Consider the following 23,020-nt stretch of genomic DNA (forward strand, 5'->3'; position numbering starts at 1 on the left):
CTTTGGAGACATGTATTACCGTGGAAATGGATTACACAGCAGTACCGAAATTCCAAGAAGAATACGCCGCAAAGATCCCCGCCCTGGCCCTGTTATGCAATCTGGGCTGGTCGTTTTTGCCTCCTACCGAGGCCAATGCAGCCCGTAGTGGGCGCCAGGACCAAGTGGTACTCACGGAGATACTGCGCCGGGAGCTGGGCAAACGGACCTTTCATTTCGCCGGTAAAGAGCAGCCGCTCTCACAGAAATCCATCGACCATTTGATTGGCATAGTGTGCAACCCAGCGCTTAACAAAGGGCTGCTAGCAGCCAATGAAGAGCTGTACAACCACCTGCTCTACGGCATTTCGGTGACCGAATTTGTCGATGGCAAAAAAGCTACCCCCACGATTGCCCTGATCGACTGGCACACCATCGAAAACAATCACTTTGCCTTTACCGAGGAATTCAGCATAACCCGCGCCAGCGGCGTAGAGACCCGCCGCCCGGATATGGTGTGTTTCGTCAACGGTATTCCCCTGGTAGTGATCGAAGCCAAGCGTCCGGATGGCAAGAAAGGGCCCTCTATTGACGAGGGTATCTCCCAGAGCCTGCGCAACCAGCGCCCCGATGAAATCCCGAAACTATTCGCCTACAGCCAACTGTTGCTGTCGGTGAACGGCGACGAGGGCCGCTACGGCACCTGTAATACCCCGGCAAAATTCTGGGCGGCCTGGCGCGAGGAGGATATCGCCGATGAGGAAATGCTGGCGATCAAAAACCGCCCCCTTTCCAGCGAACAAATCCAAACTCTGTTTAAACAGCGCTCCCCATCAGATCTGGACTGGTACCAGACCCTGATCGCCGGCGGCGAGCTGGCCCTGGGCGGCCAGGATCGGTTGCTAATCAGCTTGCTATCGCCCCAGCGACTGCTGGAGATGGTCCGTTACTTCACCCTGTTCGATAAAAAGGCCGGCAAAATTGTCGCCCGCTATCAGCAGGTATTCGGTATCAAACGACTGTTGGAGCGCATTGCCCAACGCGGCAATGACGGCGCGCGGGAGGGTGGTGTGATCTGGCATACCACCGGCTCCGGCAAATCCTTCACCATGGTGTTTTTAAGCAAGGCGCTGATCTTCCAGCCGAGTCTCAAACAGAGCCGCCTGGTTATTGTCACCGACCGGGTGGATCTGGAGCGCCAGCTCAGCAATACCTTTGCCAGCGGCGGCGAACTGGCGGGCAAGAAAGACAAGGAAGCGGCCATGGCCACTTCCGGCAAGCGTTTGGCCCAGCAGATTGGCAGCGGCAATGAGCGGATTATCTTCTCGCTGGTGCAAAAATTTACCGGCGCCACTGCCCTGCCGGAGTGTCGCAACGACAGTGCCGACTTGATTGTGCTGATCGACGAGGGCCACCGCAGCCAGGGCGGCGAAAACTATATCCGTATGCGCCAGGCCCTGCCCAATGCCGCCTTTGTGGCCTTTACCGGCACGCCCCTGCTGAAAGACGACAAAACCACCAATAAATTCGGCCCCATAGTCCATGCCTATACCATGCAGCGGGCGGTGGAGGATCGCACCGTAACCCCACTGCTGTACGAAGAGCGTATCCCGGACCTGAATGTTAACGAGCGCGCAATTGACCGCTGGTTTGAGCGCATTACGGTGGGGTTAAGTGAGGAGCAGCAGGCAGATTTAAAGCGCAAGTTTGCCCGTAAGGGAGAGATTTACACTGCAGACGATCGCATTCGACTGATTGCTACCGATATCGCCACCCATTTTGTTAATAACATCGATGCGGGTTTAAAGGGCCAACTGGCCTGCGATAGCAAAGCCACTGCCATCCAATATAAAAAGTACCTGGATGAGGCCCAGCAGCACTGGCCAGAAGCACAGAAATTTGAATCGGCGGTAGTGATCAGTGCACCGGATACCCGCGAGGGCAACGAAGCGGTGGATGAGTCCTCCATGCCGGAGGTGGTGAAGTGGTGGAAGGACAATGTGGGCTCGCAAAATGAGCAACACTACACCCAGGGAGTGATTGAGCGCTTTGATAAAGACGACTCCCTGAAACTGCTGATTGTGGTGGACAAGCTGCTAACCGGATTCGATGAGCCCAAAAATACGGTGCTGTATATCGATAAACCGCTCAAGGAACACAACCTGATCCAGGCAATCGCCCGGGTCAACCGCCTGCACCCGGATAAAAAGTTCGGCCTGCTCATCGATTACCGGGGCATCCTGGCAGAGCTGGATACCACCCTGCAGAAATACCAGGATCTGGCCGCGCGCACCCAGGGCGGTTACGACATCGACGATATCGCCGGGCTCTATAGCCCCATGAGCAGCGAGTACAAGCGCCTGCCCCTGCTGTATAAAAATCTTTGGGGCATTTTCGCCGGCGTAAAAAACAAGCAGGACACCGAGCAACTGCGCCAGGTGATAGTGCCAAAAACTGAACAGCGCAATGGTGAGCTGGTCGATGTGAACCTAAAAGTGCGCGAAGACTTCTACGAGGCTCTCACCAACTTCACCACCTGCCTGAAAGTAGCCTTGCAATCGGCCACCTTCTTCGAAGATAAAAGCTTTAGCGACAGTGATCGCAAGCACTACAAACAGACGGTTAAACAATTTGCCCTTTTGCGCCAATGGGCGCTACAGCAAACCGAAAAGTCTGTGGACTACGACCACTACGCGGCCCAGGTTAAAAACCTGTTGGATAAGCATGTGGTGGGGGTAGAAATCTTAGAGCCCGAGGGTAAATACGAAGTCAATAAAATGGGCAAGGCGGAGCGGCCTGAAGATTGGGGGGAGGACAAAACCCGCAACGAAACCGATATTATCAAAACCCGCGTGACCCGCATGATCGAGCAGGAGCTGCGCGACGATCCCTACGCCCAGGAAGCCTTCTCCAAATTACTGCTGCAAGCGATTGAGGAGGCGGAAAAACTGTTCGATCACCCACACAAGCAGTACTTACTGTTCGAAGCGCTGGAGGCCCAGGTAAAAGCCCGCAACCTGGATGAAATACCCAATGCCTTTGCCGATAATCGCCACGCCCAGGCCTATTTTGGTGTATTCAAAAAAAACCTGCCGGAGGTTTTTGCGGTTGGTGATAGCCAGGTACAGGATAAGTGGATCAAGCTGGCCTTCGAGATCGATACAATGGTTGCCCAGTCCGTAATGGAGCACTCCATCAGCCCGCAAAATATTGAGAAGGATATCCATAAAAAGCTGATGCCCAAATTATTTATGGAGTGCAAATCCATCGGCAGTGGTATGGTGCAGGCCAAGAAAATGGTGGAGATGATCCTACAGATCACCCGCGTTGGTTTAAGCGGAGACTAACCCCGGCATGAATGTGCCTATTACTTCCCCCCCAAATAACCCCAACTCCCGGCAACTGAGCTTTGCCTATGGGGATGAGCGCATCACTTTTGAATGCCAGCCCCGCTCCCAGGCCAATGGGCGAGTGCTGATCAAAGTGCACCCCGACTGCCGCGTGGTGGTCAGCGCACCGGAACCTATTGATAACGATGCGGTATTAAAAGCGGTAAAAAAACGCGGGCGCTGGATTTACCAGCAGCTGAGGGATTTCCGCAAAGCACTGGAATATATAACACCACGGCAATATATCAGCGGCGAGAGCCACTACTATCTTGGCAAGCAATATCTGCTGAAAGTTATTGAGTCTGAAGACACCCAACAGCAGGTGAAATTACTGCGCGGCAAGCTGGAAGTTTCCGTGCGGAAAAAAGATCCCGAAAGAGTGCGCCTGCTTTTGGCCGAGTGGTATAAGGCGCGCGCCAAAGAAATTTTTCACCGCCGCCTGGATGCCCTGCTTGAGCAGACCCTGTGGGTTTCCGGGCGCCCACCCCTGCGTATCCTCAGTATGAAAACCCAGTGGGGCAGCTGCTCCCCTCAGGGGCGCATTACCCTCAATCCCCACCTGGTAAAAGCACCGCGCCAGTGTATCGACTACGTCATTTTGCACGAGCTCTGCCATATCGCCGAACACAACCACAGCGAGCGATTTTACCGTTTAATGAATCAAGTGATGCCCAAGTGGGAAGACACGAAAAACAAACTGGATGCTATGGCGAATTTGATTCTGGGTGATACCCTGCCTTTTTCACCTACAAGCGGATAAATTGTCTAAATTCTCTTGTAGATCGCTGTCACAGTACGGAAAGCCGACATGCAAAAATCACCCTGGGTTGAAAACGCCATCGCAAAAGCGGATGCACACTGGCAGGCATCCAAGTCCACCATTGAGGGCAAAGTATTCAGTGATGTACAGGACAACCAGGGCCTTCAGTATGTCGATATCGTGATGGAAGGTGGCGGTATGCTGGGGATCGCCTTAGTGGGATATACCTACATTCTTGAAAAGGCGGGAATTCGGTTTCGCAAAATTGCTGGAACCTCAGCGGGTGCCATCAATGCGCTCTTCTTGGCAGCGGCCGGCACACCGAGCACTGGCAAGAGCGAAAAGCTCTTGGGCATCCTGGCCAATGCGGACTTTGCCAGTTTTGAAGATGGCGAGCGCTATGCGCGCAAAACGGTACAGCGCCTGCTCAAGGGCAAAGGCTTGATGAGCAGTTTGGCATTGCACCCCTTCGATTCTATCCGCACCTTGCGGCACCTGCTCAGACATAAGGGGCTGAATCCGGGAGATACCTTTACCCAGTGGTTACAAACGGAGTTGAAACAGCTGGGCATTACCAACACCGCACAGCTCAACCAGAGAATTAACCAGTTCCCGCAGCTCCTGTACCGTGGCACACCCGATCACCTGATCGGCAGCGGCGAGGTTGCCCTGGTGGCAGCGGATATCACTACAGAGACCCGCGCGGTGTTTCCAGCCAAGGCGCCGCTCTACTTCGATAATCCGAGCGCAGTAAATCCGGCAGAGTTCGTGCGTGCCTCCATGTCGGTACCCGGCTTCTTTAAGCCCTACACCGTAAAGGGCATCCCCCAATTAAGTGAGTGCAATACTGTCGCCGAGAATTGGCGCAGCATTAAAGGCATCGGTGATCCCAAACGTTTTTTCCGCGCTGGCTTTCCCAAAGATATTGAATTTGTCGACGGCGGCCTTGTCTCCAATTTCCCTTTCGATATCTTCCATAAACCCATAGGCACCCCCAAATTGCCAACCTTTGGGATCAAGTTGGAAGTGGATCTGTACCAGCCAAAATCAGATAAGGTAGGAAGGTTTGCGATGGGGCTGATCAGCACTTGTCGCAATATGCTCGACAACCATGTGCGCGCGAGCTTGAACGCGGAATACCATGCGCTGGTAAAAGAAATCCCCATCAACCCCACCGATACCGGAGAAAACCCGCACTGGCTGGATTTTTCCATGCCGGACCACCACTGCGAACACCTGTTCTTATCGGGCGTCAATGCAGCAATTGAGTTTTTGAATCAGGGATTCCACTGGGAGGATTACTTGGTGTTGCGCCAGCCGGACTCTTTCTATACTGGGGAAAAGCTGGCTTAAGTGCTGGGTCCGATGCGATAGACGCAGCGGGCCCAGCACTCTCACTTAGAAAGAGCGACGACGGTAAGAGCGGTAATCTGCACGCCAGAAGTTACGCTCTAGCAAACGTTCTAAATGCTCGCGGCTCACCTTGGGCGCAACGCCATCCAATTGCGCTTGGGCAGCCACTGCCCGAGCAATATGCATGCTCACCTCGCGAATATCATTCAGGTGTGGCAATAAGGCACCCTCGCCATCTTTCACCACCGGCGCCTGCTCTGCCAGGGCGTTGGATGCTGCCATCAACATACTGTCAGTCACTTTCGAAGCACCGGAAGCAATCACGCCGAGGCCAATACCTGGGAATATGTAGACATTGTTACACTGCGCTACCGCATAGTGATGACCATCGATTTCTACCGCTGCAAAGGGGCTGCCGGTAGCTACCAAAGCCTCGCCCTTGGTCCAGCTGAATATCTCAGTTGGAGTCGCTTCAGCACGGGAAGTGGGGTTTGACAGTGGCATCACCAAAGGACGGCGATGCCCTTTATGCAGCGCTTCGATTACAGGCTGGGTAAACAGGCCCCCCTGCCCCGACACACCAATCAGGATGCTGGGCTCGACATTGCCGATCAGCGTCTCAAGATCCCAGCTGGAAACCCCATCGTACTTGCTTGGGTCCTGGGCTAAGGCTGCCTGGAAGTCGTGCAGTCCTTTCATATCGGAAGTCACAAGCCCGTAGCGATCGAACATAAAGATCTGTTCACGAGCCTCTGCATCGGAGAGGCCAGCCTGCACTTTTGCACTGACGATTTGCTCGGCAATACCACACCCGGCTGAGCCGGCACCCACGATCGTCACCTTCTGCGCGGCGAGGGTTTCTTGCCAGGTCTTGCAGGCAGCCAGGATAGTACCCAGTGCTACAGACGCTGTGCCCTGAATATCATCATTAAAACAGCACAGGCGATCGCGATAGCGCTCTAACAACGGCGTGGCATTGGTTTGGGCAAAGTCCTCAAACTGAACCAATACTTTGGGCCAGCGACGCTTTACCGCTTCAATAAATTGCTCCAGGAATTCATCGTACTCTTCCTGGGAAATCCGCTCATGGCGCCACCCCATATACATGGGATCATTCAGCAAAGTGCGGTTATTGGTGCCAACATCCAAGGTGACAGGCAGGGTATAAGCCGGGCTTATGCCGCCACAGGCGGTATACAGGGAGAGCTTGCCAATAGGGATACCCATGCCGCCGATACCCTGATCACCCAACCCGAGTATCCGCTCGCCATCGGTCACCACAATGACTTTGACGTTCTCTTTAGTGGCGCTGCGCAGAATATCGTCGATATATTCCCGGTCCGGATAGGAGACAAATAATCCCCGGTGGTTGCGATAAATACTGGAAAACTCTTCACAAGCTGCACCTACAGTGGGGGTGTAGATAATCGGCAGCATCTCTTCCGTATGATGTTCGATCAGATAGAAAAACAACGTCTCGTTGTCGTCCTGGATTCCCCTCAGGTAGATATGTTTTTCCAGGCCAGTCTTACACTGCTGGAATTGGAGGTAAGCGCGTTTGGCCTGCTCTTCAATCGTCTCAACGGTATTCGGCAGAAGACCGACCAAATTAAACTCGAGACGCTCTTCCAAGCTAAATGCGCTGCCTTTATTGAGCAGTGGTATTTCCAGTAGGGAGGGGCCTGCATGGGGGATGTAAAGTGGACGCTTTTCGTTGTTACTCATATGCCTGCTTTTGCCTATCGCCCGAAGCGATGATTATTGCGTAGCCATATTTCAATATGACTGAATTAGCCAACCATGTTCTTGAAGTTGCATAAATGTGCTAACTCAACTGGGGCCGAAGACTATCTATTGTGCCGATAGATAACAAGGCCCCCAGTGTGGCCCAATTCGCGAATACACAGAGTCGCTCAACTATGCTAGCTGTAATTTATCTTCTCTTCGCAACGAATTCTTTTCAGTTAAAAAGCGATCCGACACATTCAGAAAATGGAGCCGCCATCGATGCACAAGAGCAAAGCTGGATTAACCCTGCTCCTCTTTATTCTTATACTCAGCCTTTATAGTTGCAGTAAAAAGCCCGACGGAGATAAAAATACAAATTCAAACGCCCGACAGACAGAGAGCGCCACTCCAGAAAAACAAAGGCCGCTCACGGCGATGGCACCGGAGATAGAAGCGGAGCTGGAAGCCCAACGGGACAGCGATAAACGCATCGCTCGCAATGTCTATTTTGGCGATACACATGTCCATACTGGCTGGTCGGTAGATGCGGGATTGGATGGCGCAATTCTTACTCCCGATGACGCCTATCGGTTTGCCCTGGGAGAAACTGTTACCTCCAACAGCGGACTGAAAGCCAAGCTCAGCCGCCCTTACGACTGGTTCATGATCACCGATCATTCAGACGGTATGGGAGTTATCAGCGAGATCGTCGATGGCAATCCGGAAATGATGTCCAATGCCACCTTGAAAAAATGGCACGAGGCATTAATTTCAGGCAGCGAAGAAGCGACCAATGAAGCAAAAAGTGAAGTCATCGTGCTTCAATCAGAAGGCAAACTGCCCGAGCAAGTAATGGACCCCAAATGGATGAAATCCGCCTGGGAAAAAACCGTTGAAGCCGCAGAGAAATATTACAAACCCGGAGAGTTTTCTACCTTTATCGCCTTTGAGTGGACGGTTAACGCCGATGGTGGCGACAACCTGCACCGCAATATTATTTTTCGTGATGGCGCAGACCGCACTAAGACCCTGCTCCCCCTAACCACCTTTGATACCGAAAACCCGGTAAAACTCTGGGAGTGGATGAAAGCCTACGAAGACAAAACCGGTGGCCGAGTGCTCGCCATCCCCCACAACGGCAATATGTCTAATGGCCGTATGTTTATCGAGCGGCAGTTTGATGGCTCCGAACTCACTCCGGAGTGGGCACAAATGCGCGCCCGCTATGAGCCCCTTTACGAGCTAGTACAGGTAAAGGGACAAAGTGAGTCCCACCCTGCCCTCTCCCCGGAAGATGAATTTGCCAACTGGGATCTGTGGGATAGAGGCAACCTGATCTTAAAGCCCAAGCCCCCCGGTGCCCTGCAATACGAGTACTGGAGGGAGGCACTCAAGTCTGGCCTACGCCTGGAAGAGAAGCTGGGCACCAACCCTTTCGTGCTAGGCGCAAACGCAGCCACCGACACCCATACCGGACTTTCGACACCGGATCAGGACAACTTCTTTGGCAAGTTCAAGACCCTTGAACCCAGCAACAAGGAGCGCTGGGCGTTTCCCCTGCTCAAGGGGGTTGGTGGAGAGTACTTCGGCTGGGAACAAGCTGCCTCAGGCGTTACGGGAGTCTGGGCCAACGAGAATACCCGGGAGGCAATATGGGATGCGATGTACCGCAAGGAGACTTTCGCCACCACAGGCCCCCGGATCTCAGTTCGCTTCTTTGGAGGCTATGACTATAACGATGAGGATATTCACGGTGACCTGGTCGCCAATGGCTATAAAAAAGGCGTGCCAATGGGCGGGAAGCTACCTCAAGCCAGTGAGGGACAGGCACCCACATTCCTTATCGCAGCACTGAAAGACCCTGAGGGCGCCAACCTGGACCGTATTCAAATCATCAAGGGCTGGTTGGATAGCAGCGGACTCACCCGGGAGAAGATCTTTAATGTGAAGTGGTCTGGAAGCCGTAAACTGGATACCGAGGGAAAACTACCCCCGGTTGGGACGACTGTGGATATGAAGACGGCGGAATACACCAACTCCATCGGCTCCCCTCAGCTAATCGCGGTATTCAAAGATCCCGACTTTAACCCCAAGGAAAGAGCCGTCTACTACCTGCGCGCCCTGGAGATACCCACACCCCGATGGACTCTATTTGACAAGGTACGCTTCGGTATTGAAATGGATGAAAAAGTACCCCTTACCCAGCAGGGGCGAGCATTCAGCTCGCCAATTTGGTATTCACCCTAGAGTTAAGGAGCCTCTGAATAACTCCGTGATACCTCTGGCTTTCAGAGCGGTTCACAATCAAGGCGCGGCTTCGCAGGAATGTCTAGACCTTTCAAGAAGTCGCAACGCGGAGTGTGAATCGCTCTGCAAGCCCCGAAGGGCGGGCCTTGAAGGCCGCACCTGCTGCGTTGCAGCTCTTGTAAAGGGCTACGGCCATTCGCGGCGAGCTGCGCCTAACATCTGCAGCCTTCAAGACTCGCAGAGGCATTACGGAGTTATTCAGAGGCTCCTTAAATAGCCCGAATATATACGCGATTCAACTACTTGATGGATATGGCTATCTGAACCTCGTTTCCATCCACATACTGCTCAAAATCTGTGGTGAAAGCTCGCTGATGGGGGCAATCCTCCGCAGCGAAGTAACTCCAAACCTCGCCCCACAAATCAATGGCGACCCGAGGCATTTCCCCTTTGGCGGAAAACACCAGGTATTTGCCTGGCAGTATTTGAATCGACTTGAAATCCTCAGACATATCCTTCGACAACATATCTGAACATGCATAGACATCAAAAAAGCCGGTATGGTCAGATTCGTAGTTGGAGTAAACACCAAATACCTTAGGGTTGCCCCTTAATTTGGGGGCAGCCTCTGCGCCGAACCTATCCCAGAGTGGCGCTATTTTTGCCTTTTCCGGATCGGCCTCATTAGCATTCTTAGTACGGGTATAAAAACCCACTAATTCCAGGCCTTCTAATTCTCTAACTTCCATTTCTGTGGACCAATTATTTAGTTATTCGAAGAGTGCCGAATACTATAACAGCTCTCCGGGAACTGGCCAGGCGCACACGGTCACAAGAAATCACAAGTACCTTTTCAAGCTGACTTTACGGATTTCTGCCTTACCTCTGAAGGGGGGTACCCATACATCGATTTATAAAGCTGGGTAAAATAAGATTGACTTGAGAATCCGCTCTCCAGAGCTATATCGACTAAACGCTTATTGGTAGTCTTCAACTGAATATCAGCATGTTGTAACCTACGTTCGTTAATCCAAGCCTTTGGTGACTCAGCTTTAAAGACTTGGCCAAACTTATTCTTGAATGATGTAAGACTCATCCCAATCTGTTTAGCATAATTTGCTACAGACCAGTGCTGAGTAGCATTTTCCTCCATAAATCGACGGAAACGCTCGTTCACCGGATTAACCTGCCGAAGCAGCTCGTCAGCTAAGCGACAACCGCAAGCACCCTTCAGCTTTAAGAGAAGTAATTCTTCCAGCTTTAAATAATTCAAACTCTCATCATTTAACTTGCTAAATGCACTCAGTGAATCCAAAGTAAAGCGCGTGAGATCACACTCTGGAAAAACAAAAGGCCCGCTTTTGGGGAGCGTTGTCACGCTGGATGCAAGGGCATTCTTTGCTTTAATCAGTACTCGAGTGTGTCGCTCATAAAATCGTGTCAGCATGACCGGGCTAATACTCGCACAGATGATTATTAGGTCTTCTCCCTCAGACAAATTATCAACTGTAACATGGCTCATTTCACCCGATAACCAGATCTCCCCCGAAGCCATAGTGAATTCGCAAGCATCACTATTGATATCAGCAACACCTGAAATCACCATTGTCAGATTAAAATCTGAAGAAAACCCAATTGAAACATTTCCATTTGGTGAAACAAGTATCTTTTGAAACCGAAACAAGTCACCTAAATACTGACTTTCAAATAAGACATTTTGCCTTATGTGAGTGTCCAAATCCTTTTGGCGAGGGGCAATCATGGAATTCACCACTAAATTTACTTCTTTTGTATCTTTACGCTTCACCTGACTCAGCTGAAGCCAAGCTCCAATCACGACACTTTTGTTTCCACTGTGCTCAGGAAGCACTCATCAAGAGATCCGTGCACGGGGTGCGTGGTCGCCAAGGGGGAGACAAAGCCGCTTTCGAGTTCAGCCATTAAAACTCACAATCGTTGAATTGAGCGTTTGAAGAATCATTTGAAAGGCGGATACAGTGAAACTATTTGCAGGACTAAAGTGCCAACCTCTTTGGGAAGGGCAACTTTATTAGCCAGGGTAAGTGGGAAGTCTCGTAAATTAACCTATAAAAAGGAGCATACAATCCTGCACTACTTAGCGGGCCCTTCCGAGAAATTCAATTATTCTTCATGCGCGACAAAGCAGGTAGACACCCCAATGCACCCTTTACATTTATTTACACTACCTTAAACGGAACAAGATGAGCCTCTGAGAGCGGAGAATTGTGAGGTTTAAGTATCGCCTATTCTGTTAGAAGAGTGTCACTATATGAAAATTACTGACTTAAAAACCCTAAGTGTTCACTAGCAGCCCGGTAATGAGAGACCTCAGGTATTTGGCAAAAGATATCTAAAACAGGCCCCATAACCATCTACTGGCTTTGTAAATTATGGAAAACCCAAACAATTTGCCTGATTAAGCCCCCCACTCTGGTGTAATCACCCAAAAACCGCTAGGTAATCACAAAGATACTGCCGGGTAATGCAGCTGTTAACTTAACTATCTTTAAACTTAATAAACATTTGATTTGTACCAGGTATGATTTTTTTCTAAAATGTGAGAAGATAGCTTTTAACAATATCCCTCGGCTCGTCATGACGGACTCTGCACCAAATAGGTGCCATGGAACCAAGTGGAATATTTATTGATAAATTGAGAGAAGTTTTATATATAAACTATGCAAGCGGATAAGGTCATACCCATACTTAAATTCTATTTTTCAATTATAGATTAGTATTTATTAAGATCTTTTCTGTTAACTCTTTAATTTGCCAGTATTAGTAATCAGCAAAACACCCTAAACCAATAAACTCTTAAGCCTTTGAGATTTATGTCAACTAGTTACTCTAAAGAATTAAATCGGCTTGCCCAACTTATGTGGGAGCAAGAAGCGGAGTTGGAGCTTAAGCCCCAGGAAGAGAAAGAAGCTGCCCCTGAAAAGTCCTCAGTCAACAACGCTCCTAATGACGTTTTTTGGGGCAAATGGAAAGGGCGATATATCGTGGTAATGCGCTATATATCGGGTAGAACAACCTCCAATGTTAAACTCCCCAATATATATGCCGATGAGGCCGATGCCCGCTCTGCCGCCCTCGATATCATTCGAAAATTTCCAGAAGCATCTATTCGCTATCTTTCAGCTAAAGAACTGGCTGTTTACCTATAGCCACCCCTTAAGAGCTTTAGTTGTTGGTTTTTGAGTAGGGTGGCTGCACTGCAGAACCGCCCTCCCTCATATTATTTTTATAGGTCACACTATCGGCGATTAATGCTTTGATATAAATTGACGAACTTCCTCCACAAATACATTGGAGGCAGGCTCACGCCCCAGGAGTAAGTGACCGTCGCTATTGAGACCAACAAATCGAGCACCAGGTATAGCAGAAGCAATTTCACAGCCCGTTTGAACAGGAATACGCTGGTCCCCTAGTGAATGGATCACTAAAGTGGGCACATTAATCTCTTTGAGCTTGTCTCGCACATCAATACTGCCAAAAACCGATAGGAAGCGGACAGCATTTTCCGGCGAAGTAGTCAGCCGCTGAAACTCATTAAACCACTCTAATTCGCTGGCATTCGCGCTTGGCATAAATGTCGTGGAAAAAATCTGCCGATAAGCAGGGTTATCCTGCCCCCAGCCCGTCGCTGTCAGGGTCATTACTGCTTCGCGCTCTTTTATCGTGGCCTCACTGGCACCTATTCGCCAACCTGCGTGATAACCCCCAAACAAAATCAGCTGCCTAACACGCTCTGGGTGTCTTACTGCATATTCAATAGATACTGCCGCTCCTTGCGATATACCTAGCAAAGTAAAGTTATCAACTTCACAAGCATCGACGACTGTCTCAAGGTCTGTAACAAACGACTCAAAAGAGATATTTTCAACTTCCCAATCCGACAGGCCATTCCCACGCTCATCGTAACGAATAAACTGGTGGTCGACAGAAAGCTCCCGAAACAATGGACTCCATATCGGGGAGTCCCAGTCATGCTCTAAATGACTCAACCAGTTTGCGGCTTTAACTATAGGAAGCCCCTTTCCCATCTTGGCATAGGCAATACGCACACCATCGCTGGCCGTACAAAACTCAACCTTCTGTTGAGTTAGCAGTTTACGCCCCGTAGCTAAATCATCACCGGATTTCTGAACTGCCGACTCACCAAGCCTGCAGGGCGACCATGTAATGCCTGCTTTGCGGAATCTTTCAGCAAGCCTTGTCCGTTCAAACTCCTCTTCGCTATTCAATCCCAATGAGCTCAACAAATGCAGTAACTGTGTTGCAGCGTTTGGGTTATAGGGCTCCAATGCCACCCAGCTGCGGGCCCAAGTTAACTGGTCCGGTATAGGGGCGCCCGGGTGAGAGGACAAGCGGGACAGCACCCTCCCTTGCAATTGAACAATCTCTTGACGTTCAGACATCAACCACCGTTGAAATAGTTCTTGATCGGGGAGATCGATCCCATCCAGGAAAGGCTCCTGCAGCTGTCGATGAATATCTTCCAGCTCTGCGGCCAGAACGCCGGGTGAATCAAGCTTAAGTGCTATTTCGGCAACATCAATGCAAATGCCTTCCGTATCCAAGCTGACACGCTCTCTATCGGCAATAAGGCGCTCTCTTTCTGGAACATTGACAATGGATCGAATTTTACTCAAAGACCAGCGCAGGGAGGCTCTCGGATCGTCGGGCAGTTCCCAAAATATCTCACATAAGCGATCCCTCCTGTGAGGTCTCGCAGCCAACAGCAAGAAAGCCAAAAGTGCTCGAGTTCTTTTTGAGGGTGGTAGATTAACTGGGCTGCCATCGCGGGAGACAAGCAGATCGCCCAACATTTGAATTGAGATTCCCATTGATAAGTTATTACCCCTGAAATGTATGGTACTAGCAGTACACAGAGAAAGGCGCCAGTGATTTTCTCAGGGATAATTGTTAGCTGCAAACACCCTTCTCCAAAGATGTGAAACCCTCTGCCAAAACCGCCTTCTTTCAAGAAGATCAACAATGGCAACACAAACGCCGCAATGAAGTTTAACTCTAACCAAGAAAGCTCACGCCACTGGGTTTCTTTAGGGTGCAGACTGAAATCAAAGAATTAGTCTAACCCGAGAGCCTCAGCAAAAAGGGGGCGAGAATACCCAAAATGGCCCCAAGAAGAGGGCCAAGTACTCCCAAGCCAGGAAAATAGATAATCGGCGATAATGAAAGTACTGAGAGACCAAATGACCGTATTGAAAGAGGGTTAAAAACCTATTTTTCCAAAATCAAGACCATATCAGCGTGGAACTTATAATTCTGGCCAATATTTGGGGCTTTGACTCACAAAAGACTCTTAGGGATTCATGCCAAAACACACTTGAAAATGAAATAGACAACAGTAAAAACTAAATGAACCCAAAGTAGAAGGGAGAGCAACTCCTCCAGGCTTATAGCCTGTGAACACCCTACCCAACTACCTAAAGCGCTCTTCAAATGCGCAAGCTCTAACTCACAAATTTCAACTATCTGTCATTGTGCACAAAGATATCAAATCCCAGAGCCCTTGAAGTTCTATACAATCTAGAATCACTATGATAGTGCTCATACCACTTTCTAAATTGTGAATATTTAAGAAATTTAAACTCACCCTTATTAGGATCAAAAAAGTAACTTACCTTATCCGCAGATGGCTCAATGCGAAATGCCATCGCATGCCCCCACCCAGTACCTGCAGTTCTCAACATACAGTGGATGGTATTAGACTGCTGCTTGAAGCAATCTTTGGATTCAAGAGCATCAAAAGACGCAGCAAACTGATCCTCTAAAGAAGGGCTTTGCTTTTTCAACGTAATACCACTACCCGCATGGCCAATATTTCGAAAACCTTGAGACTCTAAATATTGCTTGGTCTCCTTAATCATTTCGTTGGGTGTGCTAGGCCTACCCTCACTTCCATTTTTAAACTTAAAGCGATACATAGAGGCAAATCGCTGAGCGACCACGGCTATTTTTGTATCATCAATACTGCCACCGGTAGTTAACGCATCCTGAAGCCCCGACTGAAGGGCTTTACTAATCCAACTAACTGACAAAGCCTCACAAATCCCACCCTTGGAATGCGGGTGCTTTTTGGTGATTTTTGAATAGCTTCCCTGACTAAACTTCCAGGTTAATTGCCCACCGTAATTGGACGCACTTGCATCATTATTCAGTAAACTTGGCATTTTTTATCCTCACATCACAACCGAATATTCGGCTTTATTTATATTATCCGGGCTTTATGCAAACAATGTGCAAATTTAGTGATTAATTATTATTAGAAAAAATATCACACGAACATTTCCTTTAAAAACCACGACAAAATTCAAAGAATGCACCTCAACCGATCAACTCATCACAAGAAAGTGACAAACAAAACACTGAGGTATCACCCACCTTTAAGGGAACCTTAAAATTAAAACGCAGCTTAGCAATGACTATATTACTTTGAATGGTCGAAAATTTAACGTTTTCAACATGCTATATTTTTACAGACTACAAGTCCACGACAAGCGATCAATGTCACCATCAGGCAAAACAACCATAAAATAATTATTGTTATTTAAAATTCACTACAGGCAACAAGGTATTTCGGTTTACTTAAGGGGCCTCTAAATAGAGACTGGCTTTAAATATACTTATCAGTACAGCAATTTGACTAAACACCCAGTTAATTTTAAATCAACACATTGACTTAATTACCCTCGGTAAACAGGCACCAATCAGCACCTTCCGCTACACCGCATAACGTACTCAAAAGAGACATAAACAAACGATCAGAAGAAAGAATCAATGAACTTGGATCAAAAAGACTAAAGAGCCACTACATCGTGGCTCTTTTTTGTCTCGGAGGGATACTGCTATTGTTGTGTTCCATACCCGCCAGGGGAAGTTTTAACCTAGGGCGGAAGGAATAAATACTGGAAGCCCTGGAAACAACATCAGTTACACGAGAGAATCTTAAGTATCCTGGCGAACCACTAAACCGCCAAAACCAATCAATAGGCCACCACTAAAACGCTGAACCCATCTTTGCATATTCCCACCAATGGAAGCCACTTTCCACTTCGACAACATAGTCGCAAGTGCCAGAAACCACAGGAATATTATTGATGCATGAAGTGAGACCAGCAGGAAAGCCTCATAGTAACTAGAGCTGCCAACTGAGATAAACTGCGGAAAGGCCGCGAGATAAAACATCGATACCTTGGGGTTAAGAATCTGGGTTAGAAAGCCCTCGCCAAAATTTCGATATGAGTTCCCAGGAGCTGCTGTAATTGGTGACAATTCATCCCCTGTATCCTTCACGGAAGATTTTGACAGCGTGGCTAATATCGTTTTCACACCCAAATAAACCAAGTAGGCAGCCCCAAGATATTTGATAATTGTATAAATCTCAGACGACTGCAATATAATCGCCGACAATCCCAAAATTGAAATGGCACCATGGGCAAATGTTGCTGAAACCAGCCCAAAAATATTCTCTACTCCCGGCCTCAGCCCCCTACTAGCTACTGTTTTAAGAATCAGGACGCTGTTCGGCCCAGGTGAAATAACCAACAAAAGAGAGATTGCAGCAAATGCGAGGATTTCACTCATAACAATAAACACCTTAAAGAAAGCCAGTGGATAAGGGGTACATCTAAGGGGTATATCTAAGGAGGTCGCCGAGCCAAGGGTTGGCTCGGACTAAGGTCAATACAGGTAAGTTGCCGTACCGGTAGCAATCAATTCATCCGTGTCGTTAATCAACTCCATTCTCGTTACAACCAGCTTGTTACCGGTGCGCAGAATTGAGCCATGGCAGAGAAAGTGTTCTCCCCTGCCCGGCTTTAGGTAGTCAACACGCATGTCGACCGTACCCAGCTTTAATAGGCGGTCCACTTTTTCTTTCCAGTGCACATCTCCCAGATGCTGGTAGGCGGCGACCATTGCGGTCAAACCACCAACCGTATCCAGGGCGGTGGCAATTACGCCACCGTGCAGGATGTTCTTCCACACATTGCCGATCAACTGTGGGTTCAGTTCAAAGCCTGCGGAAAGTGTGAGCGCCTCCAGGTCCAGGTCGCGCATCTCAAGTCCAATTTGTTGATTAAAAGGAATCTGCTCAAAAAATTCCTTTACCAACGCCTGAAACTCACTGGGTGAGGGTTCTGTCATAGGCGGGCAACCCGGTTGAGCCCATCCAGTGCAGCACTGCGATATGCCTCTGCCATGGTGGGGTAGTTAAAGGTGGTATTAACGAAATAATCGATTGAATTATTCGGTGCTGGCTGTTTCATAATGGCCTGGCCAATATGCACAATCTCAGCAGCCTCTGCTCCAAAGCAGTGAATGCCCAGGATTTCGTGAGTCTCGATATGGAACAAAATCTTGAGCATGCCTACGCGCTCACCAGAAATCTGCGCCCGCGCAGTATGCTTGAACAGTGCACGGCCCACTTCGTAGGGTACTTTGGCTGCGGTGAGCTCTGATTCGGTTTTACCCACAGAGGAAATCTCTGGAAGGGTATAAATCCCGGTAGGCGCATCTTCAATTACTCGATGGCCACGGCCCGCAATCGCTGCTGCAACCGCACGCCCCTGGTCATAAGAGGCACTGGCAAGGCTGGGCCAGCCAATCACATCACCTACCGCAAAAATATTTTCAATTTCGGTACAGTAGTGATCGTCAACGCTCAATTGTCCGCGATGGTTCGCCTCCAGGCCGACATTCTCCAGGCCGAGGGAGCTGGTGTTGCCAGTACGGCCGTTACACCAGAGCAGTGCATCCGCATGAATACGTTTGCCGGACTGCATCTCCATAATTACGCCCTGCTCATTGGGCAGTACCCGCGCATACTCCTCCTGGTGGCGAACAGTCACGCCCATATCGCGCAGGTGATAGCTCAGCGCATCAGAAATCTCATCATCGAGAAATTCCAGCAGGCTATTACGGGTATTAATCAAATCCACCTTAACGCCGAGGCCAGCGAAGATAGACGCGTATTCACAGCCGATAACACCAGCACCATAGATCATAATGGAGTGAGGGGTGTGCTGCATGTCCAGGATCATATCGCTGTCGTAGACTCGTTCGTGATCAAAGTCTACATCGGCGGGGCGATAAGGGCGTGAGCCAGTAGCAATAATAAATTTCTTCGCTGTAATAGTTTCCGCCGCACCATCGGGCATAAGCACCTCGACAGTATATTCATCACGGAACTTGGCTTCGCCGACGATCAGCTCAACCCGGTTGCGGGCATAAAATGAAGTGTGCATTTCCACCTGATAGGAAATGACTTTATTCACCGTCTGCATTACCTGGGGGAAAGTAAGGCGGCGGGGTTCACCCAATGCGCGAAAAACGCTCTGGGTGTTATAACGCATCAACTGTTTGACAGAGTGGCGCAGCGCCTTGGAGGGAATGGTACCTTTGTGAGTACAATTACCACCAACCACTTGGCGCTTTTCAATAACCGCAACGCGCATGCCCTTTTTTGCTGCGCTCATTGCGGCGGCCTCTCCAGCCGGGCCAGAACCAATTACTACCAGGTCAAACTTTTGCTCTGCCATTAAATGCTCTAATTCTATTTTCCAAACGGAGTCCACAGCGCGCTAACGCTATTTACTCAATACTAAATATACGGTTATCGGCACCAGCTGTGCCAATGACATAAAACAACAAGCCCGTTGATCACGGGCTTGTTGGAGAGGGAAAGCTTACTTGCGTTTAGATGCGTCGTAAGCGAGATCTTCGGCAGTCATCTGCTGCTGTCTTTGCCTCTCCTGTTCCTTTTCACACTCATCGTCATCGCCACCACAGACTGTGCAATCCTGCTTCATGCCGATATTGTTGAGCCCGCCACAAGTTCCTTTTAACGGTTTGTTCTGAACCATGGCCCCGATCGCCATACCGGCAACAACGAGCAACATAGCCACAAAGGCAAATATGAAAATTGTCACTTCTCAGACCTCTCTACATAAGGTTTAAAGCCAGAGCTAGAACGCTCTTCGAAACCTGAATCAGTTTTCACCACCATAAAGACGGCTAGATTATCTCTTTCTGCCAACGCCATGCCGGCATCAGCACCGAGGACATTGATCGCGGTAGCCAGGCCATCGGCTTCTGCACAGGTGTCGGCAATAACGGTTACCGATGCCAATTTGTGCTTAATGGACCGCCCGGAGCGTGGGTCAATGCTATGGGAGTAACGAACACCATCCCTTTCGTAGTAGTTGCGATAGTCTCCACTCGTAGCTACTGCCTTCCCACTCACCGCGATTGGCTCCTGCACCATCTGCCCTGCCGTGCTGGGTACTTCAATGCCAATTACCCAGGTCTTACCCTTTGGATTCACACCCTTAGTTCGCAGTTCACCGCCAATCTCGACCAAGTAGTTACGAATACCCAGGTCTTCCAATAGCTCGGCAACCCGATCAACGCCATGGCCCTTGGCAATCGCTGAAAGATCCACCTCAACCGGGCGGCTCTTGATAACAGTATCTGGCTTACGAGTCAGGGTTAACGCATCGGAACCGACGACGGTTAGCAGATCGGCAATGTCTTTATCTGAGGGGATATGCTCCGGTTCGGGCTGGGGACCAAAACCCCACAAGTTGACCAGAGGGCCGACCGTCACCTCGAAAGCGCCTTCACTGCGGCGATAAATATCCAGGGACATTTCCAGTACATCTGCCAAGTGTTGGCTAACCGGGATCGCCTGCCCTACCGGGCTTTGGTTAAAGCGCATTAACTCAGAGTCGTCGATATAGGTCGACATCTCCTGGTTGACCTGCTGCAACTCATCGTCGATCAACTGCTGCAACTCACCCTGCTCCAGCCCAGAGGGCACCTGAACGACGGTGATGTGATAGCTGGTTCCCATGGTGCGGCCAGCCAACTGCCAGGACTCCGGCGAAGGAGCACAAGCCGATAAAATTACAGCCGCCCAAAGCAAAAACAGGGCCGTAAAGACGGGCCCTGTTTTTGAGTTTGTCGGGCCTGTGATTGCTTTTAGCAAGCTAAGCCCTCCAATTATCCGCCGAAGTCATCCAGCAGGATATTTTCATCTTCTACACCCAAGTCCTTGAGCATATTGATGACTGCCGCGTTCATCATGGGCGGCCCACACATGTAGTACTCACAATCTTCCGGAGCCGGGTGGTCCTTCAGGTAGTTTTCATATACCACGTTGTGGATGAATCCGGTGTAACCGGTCCAATTGTCTTCCGGCTGCGGATCGGACAGAGCCACATGCCACTGGAAGTTATCGAACTCGGAAGCCAGACCGTTGTAGTCATCTTCGTAGAACATCTCGCGCAGGGAGCGCGCACCGTACCAGAAGCTGATCTTGCGGGTAGAGTTCAGGCGCTTGAGCTGGTCGAAGATATGTGAGCGCATTGGCGCCATACCGGCACCACCACCGATAAATACCATCTCGTTGTCAGTTTCCTTGGCGAAGAACTCACCAAAGGGACCGTACACCTTAATCTTGTCACCTGCCTTCAGGCTGAAAACGTAGGAAGACATCTGACCCGGCGGAATGCCCTCAGTGCGGGGCGGCGGAGTCGCAATACGGATGTTGAACTTAACAACACCTTTCTCTTCCGGGTAGTTAGCCATGGAGTAAGCGCGAACCACTGGCTCGGTCACTTTGGACTCCAGCTTGAAGAAGCCAAAGTGCTCCCAGTCGCCACGGTACTGCTCTTCGACATCGAAGTCGGCAAACTTGACATGGTGAGCCGGAGCTTCCAGCTGTACGTAACCACCAGCGCGGAAGTCAACGTTTTCACCTTCGGGCAGACGCAGGGTCAGCTCTTTAATAAAGGTGGCCACGTTCGGGTTGGATTCCACAGTGCACTCCCACTGCTTAACACCAAACACCTCTTCCGGCACTTCGATTTCCATGTCTTGCTTAACCGCAACCTGACAGGAAAGACGCTTGCCTTCTTTTGCATCGCGCGGGGTAAAGTGAGCCGCTTCAGTCGGCAGCATATCGCCACCACCGGAATTCACCTTACAGATACACTGCGCACAGCTGCCGCCGCCGCCACAGGCGGAGGCCAGGAACAGGTTGTTGGCAGCCAGGGTTTGCAGCAACTTGCCGCCGGCCGGTACGGTGAGAGTCTTCTCACCGTTAACCAGGATGTTGACGTTGCCGGTGTTTACCAGGCGCGAGCGGGCCGCAAGGATCACCGCTACCAGCGCCAAAACGATGACGGTAAACATCGCTACGCCGAGGATAATTTCAATACTCATTCTATTGTTTTCCCCGCTTAGATATCGATGCCGCCGAAGGACATGAAGCCCAGGGACATCAGACCAACAGTTACGAAGGTGATACCCAAGCCTTTCAAGCCATCCGGAACGTCACTGTACTTCAGCTTTTCACGAATACCTGCCAAAGCGGTAATCGCCAGTGCCCAGCCGAGGCCGGCACCGAAGCCATAGGCAACACTCTCGCCAAACGCGTACTCGCGCTCAACCATGAACAAGGAAGCACCCATGATGGCGCAGTTCACGGTAATCAGCGGCAGGAATACACCCAGCGCGTTGTAGAGAGCCGGTACATATTTATCCAGGAACATCTCCAGGATCTGTACCAGTGCCGCAATTACGCCGATGTAGGACAACAGGCCGAGGAAGCTCAGGTCCACGTCGGGGTAACCGGCCCATGCCAGTGCACCGTCTTTCAGCAGGTAGGTGTAGATCAGGTTGTTCACCGGTACTGTCAGAGTCAGCACCACGATAACCGCAACACCCAGGCCAATAGCGGCCTCGATCTTCTTCGATACCGCCAGGAAGGTACACATACCGAGGAAGAAGGCCAGCGCCATGTTTTCAACGAAAACGGCGCGGATAATCAAAGAAATATAATGTTCCACGGATTAGGCCTCCTGCGCTTGGGAATTAGGCGCAATCTTGAACTCATCTTCTTCCACCTGTGCCGGTTTCCAGGCACGGATCGCCCAGATGAACAGGCCGATCAGGAAGAATGCACTCGGCGGCAACAGCAGCAGGCCGTTGGGGATATACCAACCGCCGTTGCTCACGGTAGTCAGGATATCTACACCGAACAGTTTGCCGGCGCCGAAGAGTTCACGAACCACCGCGAGACCGATCAGGATCACACTGTATCCCAGACCGTTACCAAGACCGTCGAAGAAGCTGGGCAGCGGCGGGTTCTTCATAGCGAAGGCTTCCGCACGGCCCATTACGATACAGTTGGTAATGATCAGACCAACGAATACAGACAGCTGCTTGGAGATGTCGTAAGCCAGGGCCTTGATCAGCTGGTCTACCAGGATTACCAAAGAGGCAATCACGGTCATCTGTACAATGATACGGATGCTGTTCGGGATCTGTTTGCGGATCAGGGATACCGCAACGTTGGAACACGCCACAACCGAGGTCAGTGCGATACACATTACCAGGGTAACCTGCAGCGAGCTGGTAACAGCCAGTGCAGAACAGATACCCAGGATCTGCAGCGCGATCGGGTTGTTGTTAAAAATCGGCTCTAGCAGAGTATCTTTAATTTTCATGC

General features: G+C 50.1%; 18 protein-coding genes. 5 read left to right on the forward strand and 13 right to left on the reverse strand.

What is annotated here, in order from left to right; translation table 11 throughout:
- Positions 1 to 2 precede the first annotated feature (2 nt).
- From ACJJI5_RS15080 to ACJJI5_RS15090, 3 genes are read left to right on the forward strand one after another with little or no spacing between them, the layout of a single operon-like run.
- The gene (locus ACJJI5_RS15080; RefSeq protein WP_445354512.1) at positions 3 to 3,326 is read left to right on the forward strand and encodes a type I restriction endonuclease subunit R; all 3,324 of its coding nucleotides are present in this window, start codon (positions 3 to 5) and stop codon (positions 3,324 to 3,326) included.
- A gap of 7 nt (positions 3,327 to 3,333) precedes the next feature.
- Positions 3,334 to 4,128, forward strand: a complete 795-nt coding sequence (locus ACJJI5_RS15085; RefSeq protein ID WP_445354513.1) for a M48 family metallopeptidase — start codon at positions 3,334 to 3,336, stop codon at positions 4,126 to 4,128.
- Between the two features lie 48 nt (positions 4,129 to 4,176).
- Positions 4,177 to 5,481: a patatin-like phospholipase family protein gene (locus ACJJI5_RS15090; RefSeq protein WP_444893513.1), complete on the forward strand. Its 1,305-nt coding sequence runs from the start codon at positions 4,177 to 4,179 to the stop codon at positions 5,479 to 5,481.
- A 45-nt stretch (positions 5,482 to 5,526) separates the two neighbouring features.
- Here ACJJI5_RS15090 and ACJJI5_RS15095 read toward each other — a convergent pair whose 3' ends face one another.
- Positions 5,527 to 7,206 carry an NAD-dependent malic enzyme gene (locus ACJJI5_RS15095; protein WP_445354514.1) on the reverse strand — a complete coding sequence of 560 codons (1,680 nt, stop codon included), beginning with the start codon at positions 7,204 to 7,206 and terminating at the stop codon, positions 5,527 to 5,529.
- A 282-nt stretch (positions 7,207 to 7,488) separates the two neighbouring features.
- Here ACJJI5_RS15095 and ACJJI5_RS15100 point away from each other — a divergent pair, with 282 nt between their 5' ends.
- The gene (locus tag ACJJI5_RS15100) at positions 7,489 to 9,456 is read left to right on the forward strand and encodes a DUF3604 domain-containing protein (protein ID WP_445354515.1); all 1,968 of its coding nucleotides are present in this window, start codon (positions 7,489 to 7,491) and stop codon (positions 9,454 to 9,456) included.
- Positions 9,457 to 9,755: 299 nt separating this feature from the next.
- On the opposite strand, the gene ACJJI5_RS15105 is transcribed toward ACJJI5_RS15100, so the two are convergent.
- Positions 9,756 to 10,205 (reverse strand): GyrI-like domain-containing protein, encoded by a 450-nt coding sequence (locus ACJJI5_RS15105; protein WP_445354516.1) that lies wholly within the window; start codon positions 10,203 to 10,205, stop codon positions 9,756 to 9,758.
- A gap of 104 nt (positions 10,206 to 10,309) precedes the next feature.
- The gene (locus tag ACJJI5_RS15110; protein ID WP_445354517.1) at positions 10,310 to 11,263 is read right to left on the reverse strand and encodes a helix-turn-helix transcriptional regulator; all 954 of its coding nucleotides are present in this window, start codon (positions 11,261 to 11,263) and stop codon (positions 10,310 to 10,312) included.
- A gap of 1,045 nt (positions 11,264 to 12,308) precedes the next feature.
- Between ACJJI5_RS15110 and ACJJI5_RS15115 the strand changes: the two genes are divergently transcribed.
- Positions 12,309 to 12,644: a hypothetical protein gene (locus tag ACJJI5_RS15115; RefSeq protein WP_413662424.1), complete on the forward strand. Its 336-nt coding sequence runs from the start codon at positions 12,309 to 12,311 to the stop codon at positions 12,642 to 12,644.
- Between the two features lie 99 nt (positions 12,645 to 12,743).
- Here the strand turns inward: ACJJI5_RS15115 and ACJJI5_RS15120 are convergent, their stop codons facing one another.
- The 10 genes from ACJJI5_RS15120 to ACJJI5_RS15165 all read right to left on the reverse strand — a co-directional run bounded on the left by ACJJI5_RS15120 (position 12,744) and on the right by ACJJI5_RS15165 (position 23,018).
- Positions 12,744 to 14,327 (reverse strand): bifunctional AfsR/SARP family transcriptional regulator/alpha/beta hydrolase, encoded by a 1,584-nt coding sequence (locus ACJJI5_RS15120; protein WP_445354518.1) that lies wholly within the window; start codon positions 14,325 to 14,327, stop codon positions 12,744 to 12,746.
- Positions 14,328 to 14,975: 648 nt separating this feature from the next.
- Complete coding sequence (locus ACJJI5_RS15125; protein WP_445354519.1) at positions 14,976 to 15,677, reverse strand: YopT-type cysteine protease domain-containing protein; 702 nt, start codon at positions 15,675 to 15,677, stop codon at positions 14,976 to 14,978.
- Between the two features lie 775 nt (positions 15,678 to 16,452).
- Positions 16,453 to 17,091 (reverse strand): LysE family translocator, encoded by a 639-nt coding sequence (locus ACJJI5_RS15130; protein ID WP_445354520.1) that lies wholly within the window; start codon positions 17,089 to 17,091, stop codon positions 16,453 to 16,455.
- Between the two features lie 96 nt (positions 17,092 to 17,187).
- On the reverse strand, positions 17,188 to 17,652 hold the full coding sequence (locus tag ACJJI5_RS15135) for a thioesterase family protein (protein WP_282932335.1): 465 nt from the start codon (positions 17,650 to 17,652) through the stop codon (positions 17,188 to 17,190).
- Positions 17,649 to 19,046, reverse strand: coding sequence for a Si-specific NAD(P)(+) transhydrogenase (gene sthA / locus ACJJI5_RS15140; protein WP_445354521.1), 1,398 nt, complete (start codon positions 19,044 to 19,046; stop codon positions 17,649 to 17,651). The genes ACJJI5_RS15135 and sthA overlap by 4 nt, the downstream gene beginning before the upstream one ends.
- Positions 19,047 to 19,193: 147 nt before the next feature.
- The gene (nqrM, locus tag ACJJI5_RS15145) at positions 19,194 to 19,436 is read right to left on the reverse strand and encodes a (Na+)-NQR maturation NqrM (protein WP_282932334.1); all 243 of its coding nucleotides are present in this window, start codon (positions 19,434 to 19,436) and stop codon (positions 19,194 to 19,196) included.
- The gene (locus tag ACJJI5_RS15150; protein WP_444893506.1) at positions 19,433 to 20,494 is read right to left on the reverse strand and encodes an FAD:protein FMN transferase; all 1,062 of its coding nucleotides are present in this window, start codon (positions 20,492 to 20,494) and stop codon (positions 19,433 to 19,435) included. Before ACJJI5_RS15150 ends, nqrM begins: the two co-directional genes overlap by 4 nt.
- 14 nt (positions 20,495 to 20,508) lie before the next feature.
- Positions 20,509 to 21,732: an NADH:ubiquinone reductase (Na(+)-transporting) subunit F gene (gene nqrF / locus ACJJI5_RS15155; protein ID WP_108733652.1), complete on the reverse strand. Its 1,224-nt coding sequence runs from the start codon at positions 21,730 to 21,732 to the stop codon at positions 20,509 to 20,511.
- Between the two features lie 17 nt (positions 21,733 to 21,749).
- The gene (gene nqrE / locus ACJJI5_RS15160; protein WP_020413086.1) at positions 21,750 to 22,358 is read right to left on the reverse strand and encodes an NADH:ubiquinone reductase (Na(+)-transporting) subunit E; all 609 of its coding nucleotides are present in this window, start codon (positions 22,356 to 22,358) and stop codon (positions 21,750 to 21,752) included.
- Between the two features lie 3 nt (positions 22,359 to 22,361).
- The gene (locus tag ACJJI5_RS15165; protein ID WP_282932331.1) at positions 22,362 to 23,018 is read right to left on the reverse strand and encodes an NADH:ubiquinone reductase (Na(+)-transporting) subunit D; all 657 of its coding nucleotides are present in this window, start codon (positions 23,016 to 23,018) and stop codon (positions 22,362 to 22,364) included.
- Positions 23,019 to 23,020 lie beyond the last annotated feature (2 nt).

The organism is Microbulbifer maximicatervae (SeqCode) (genome assembly GCF_052467955.1).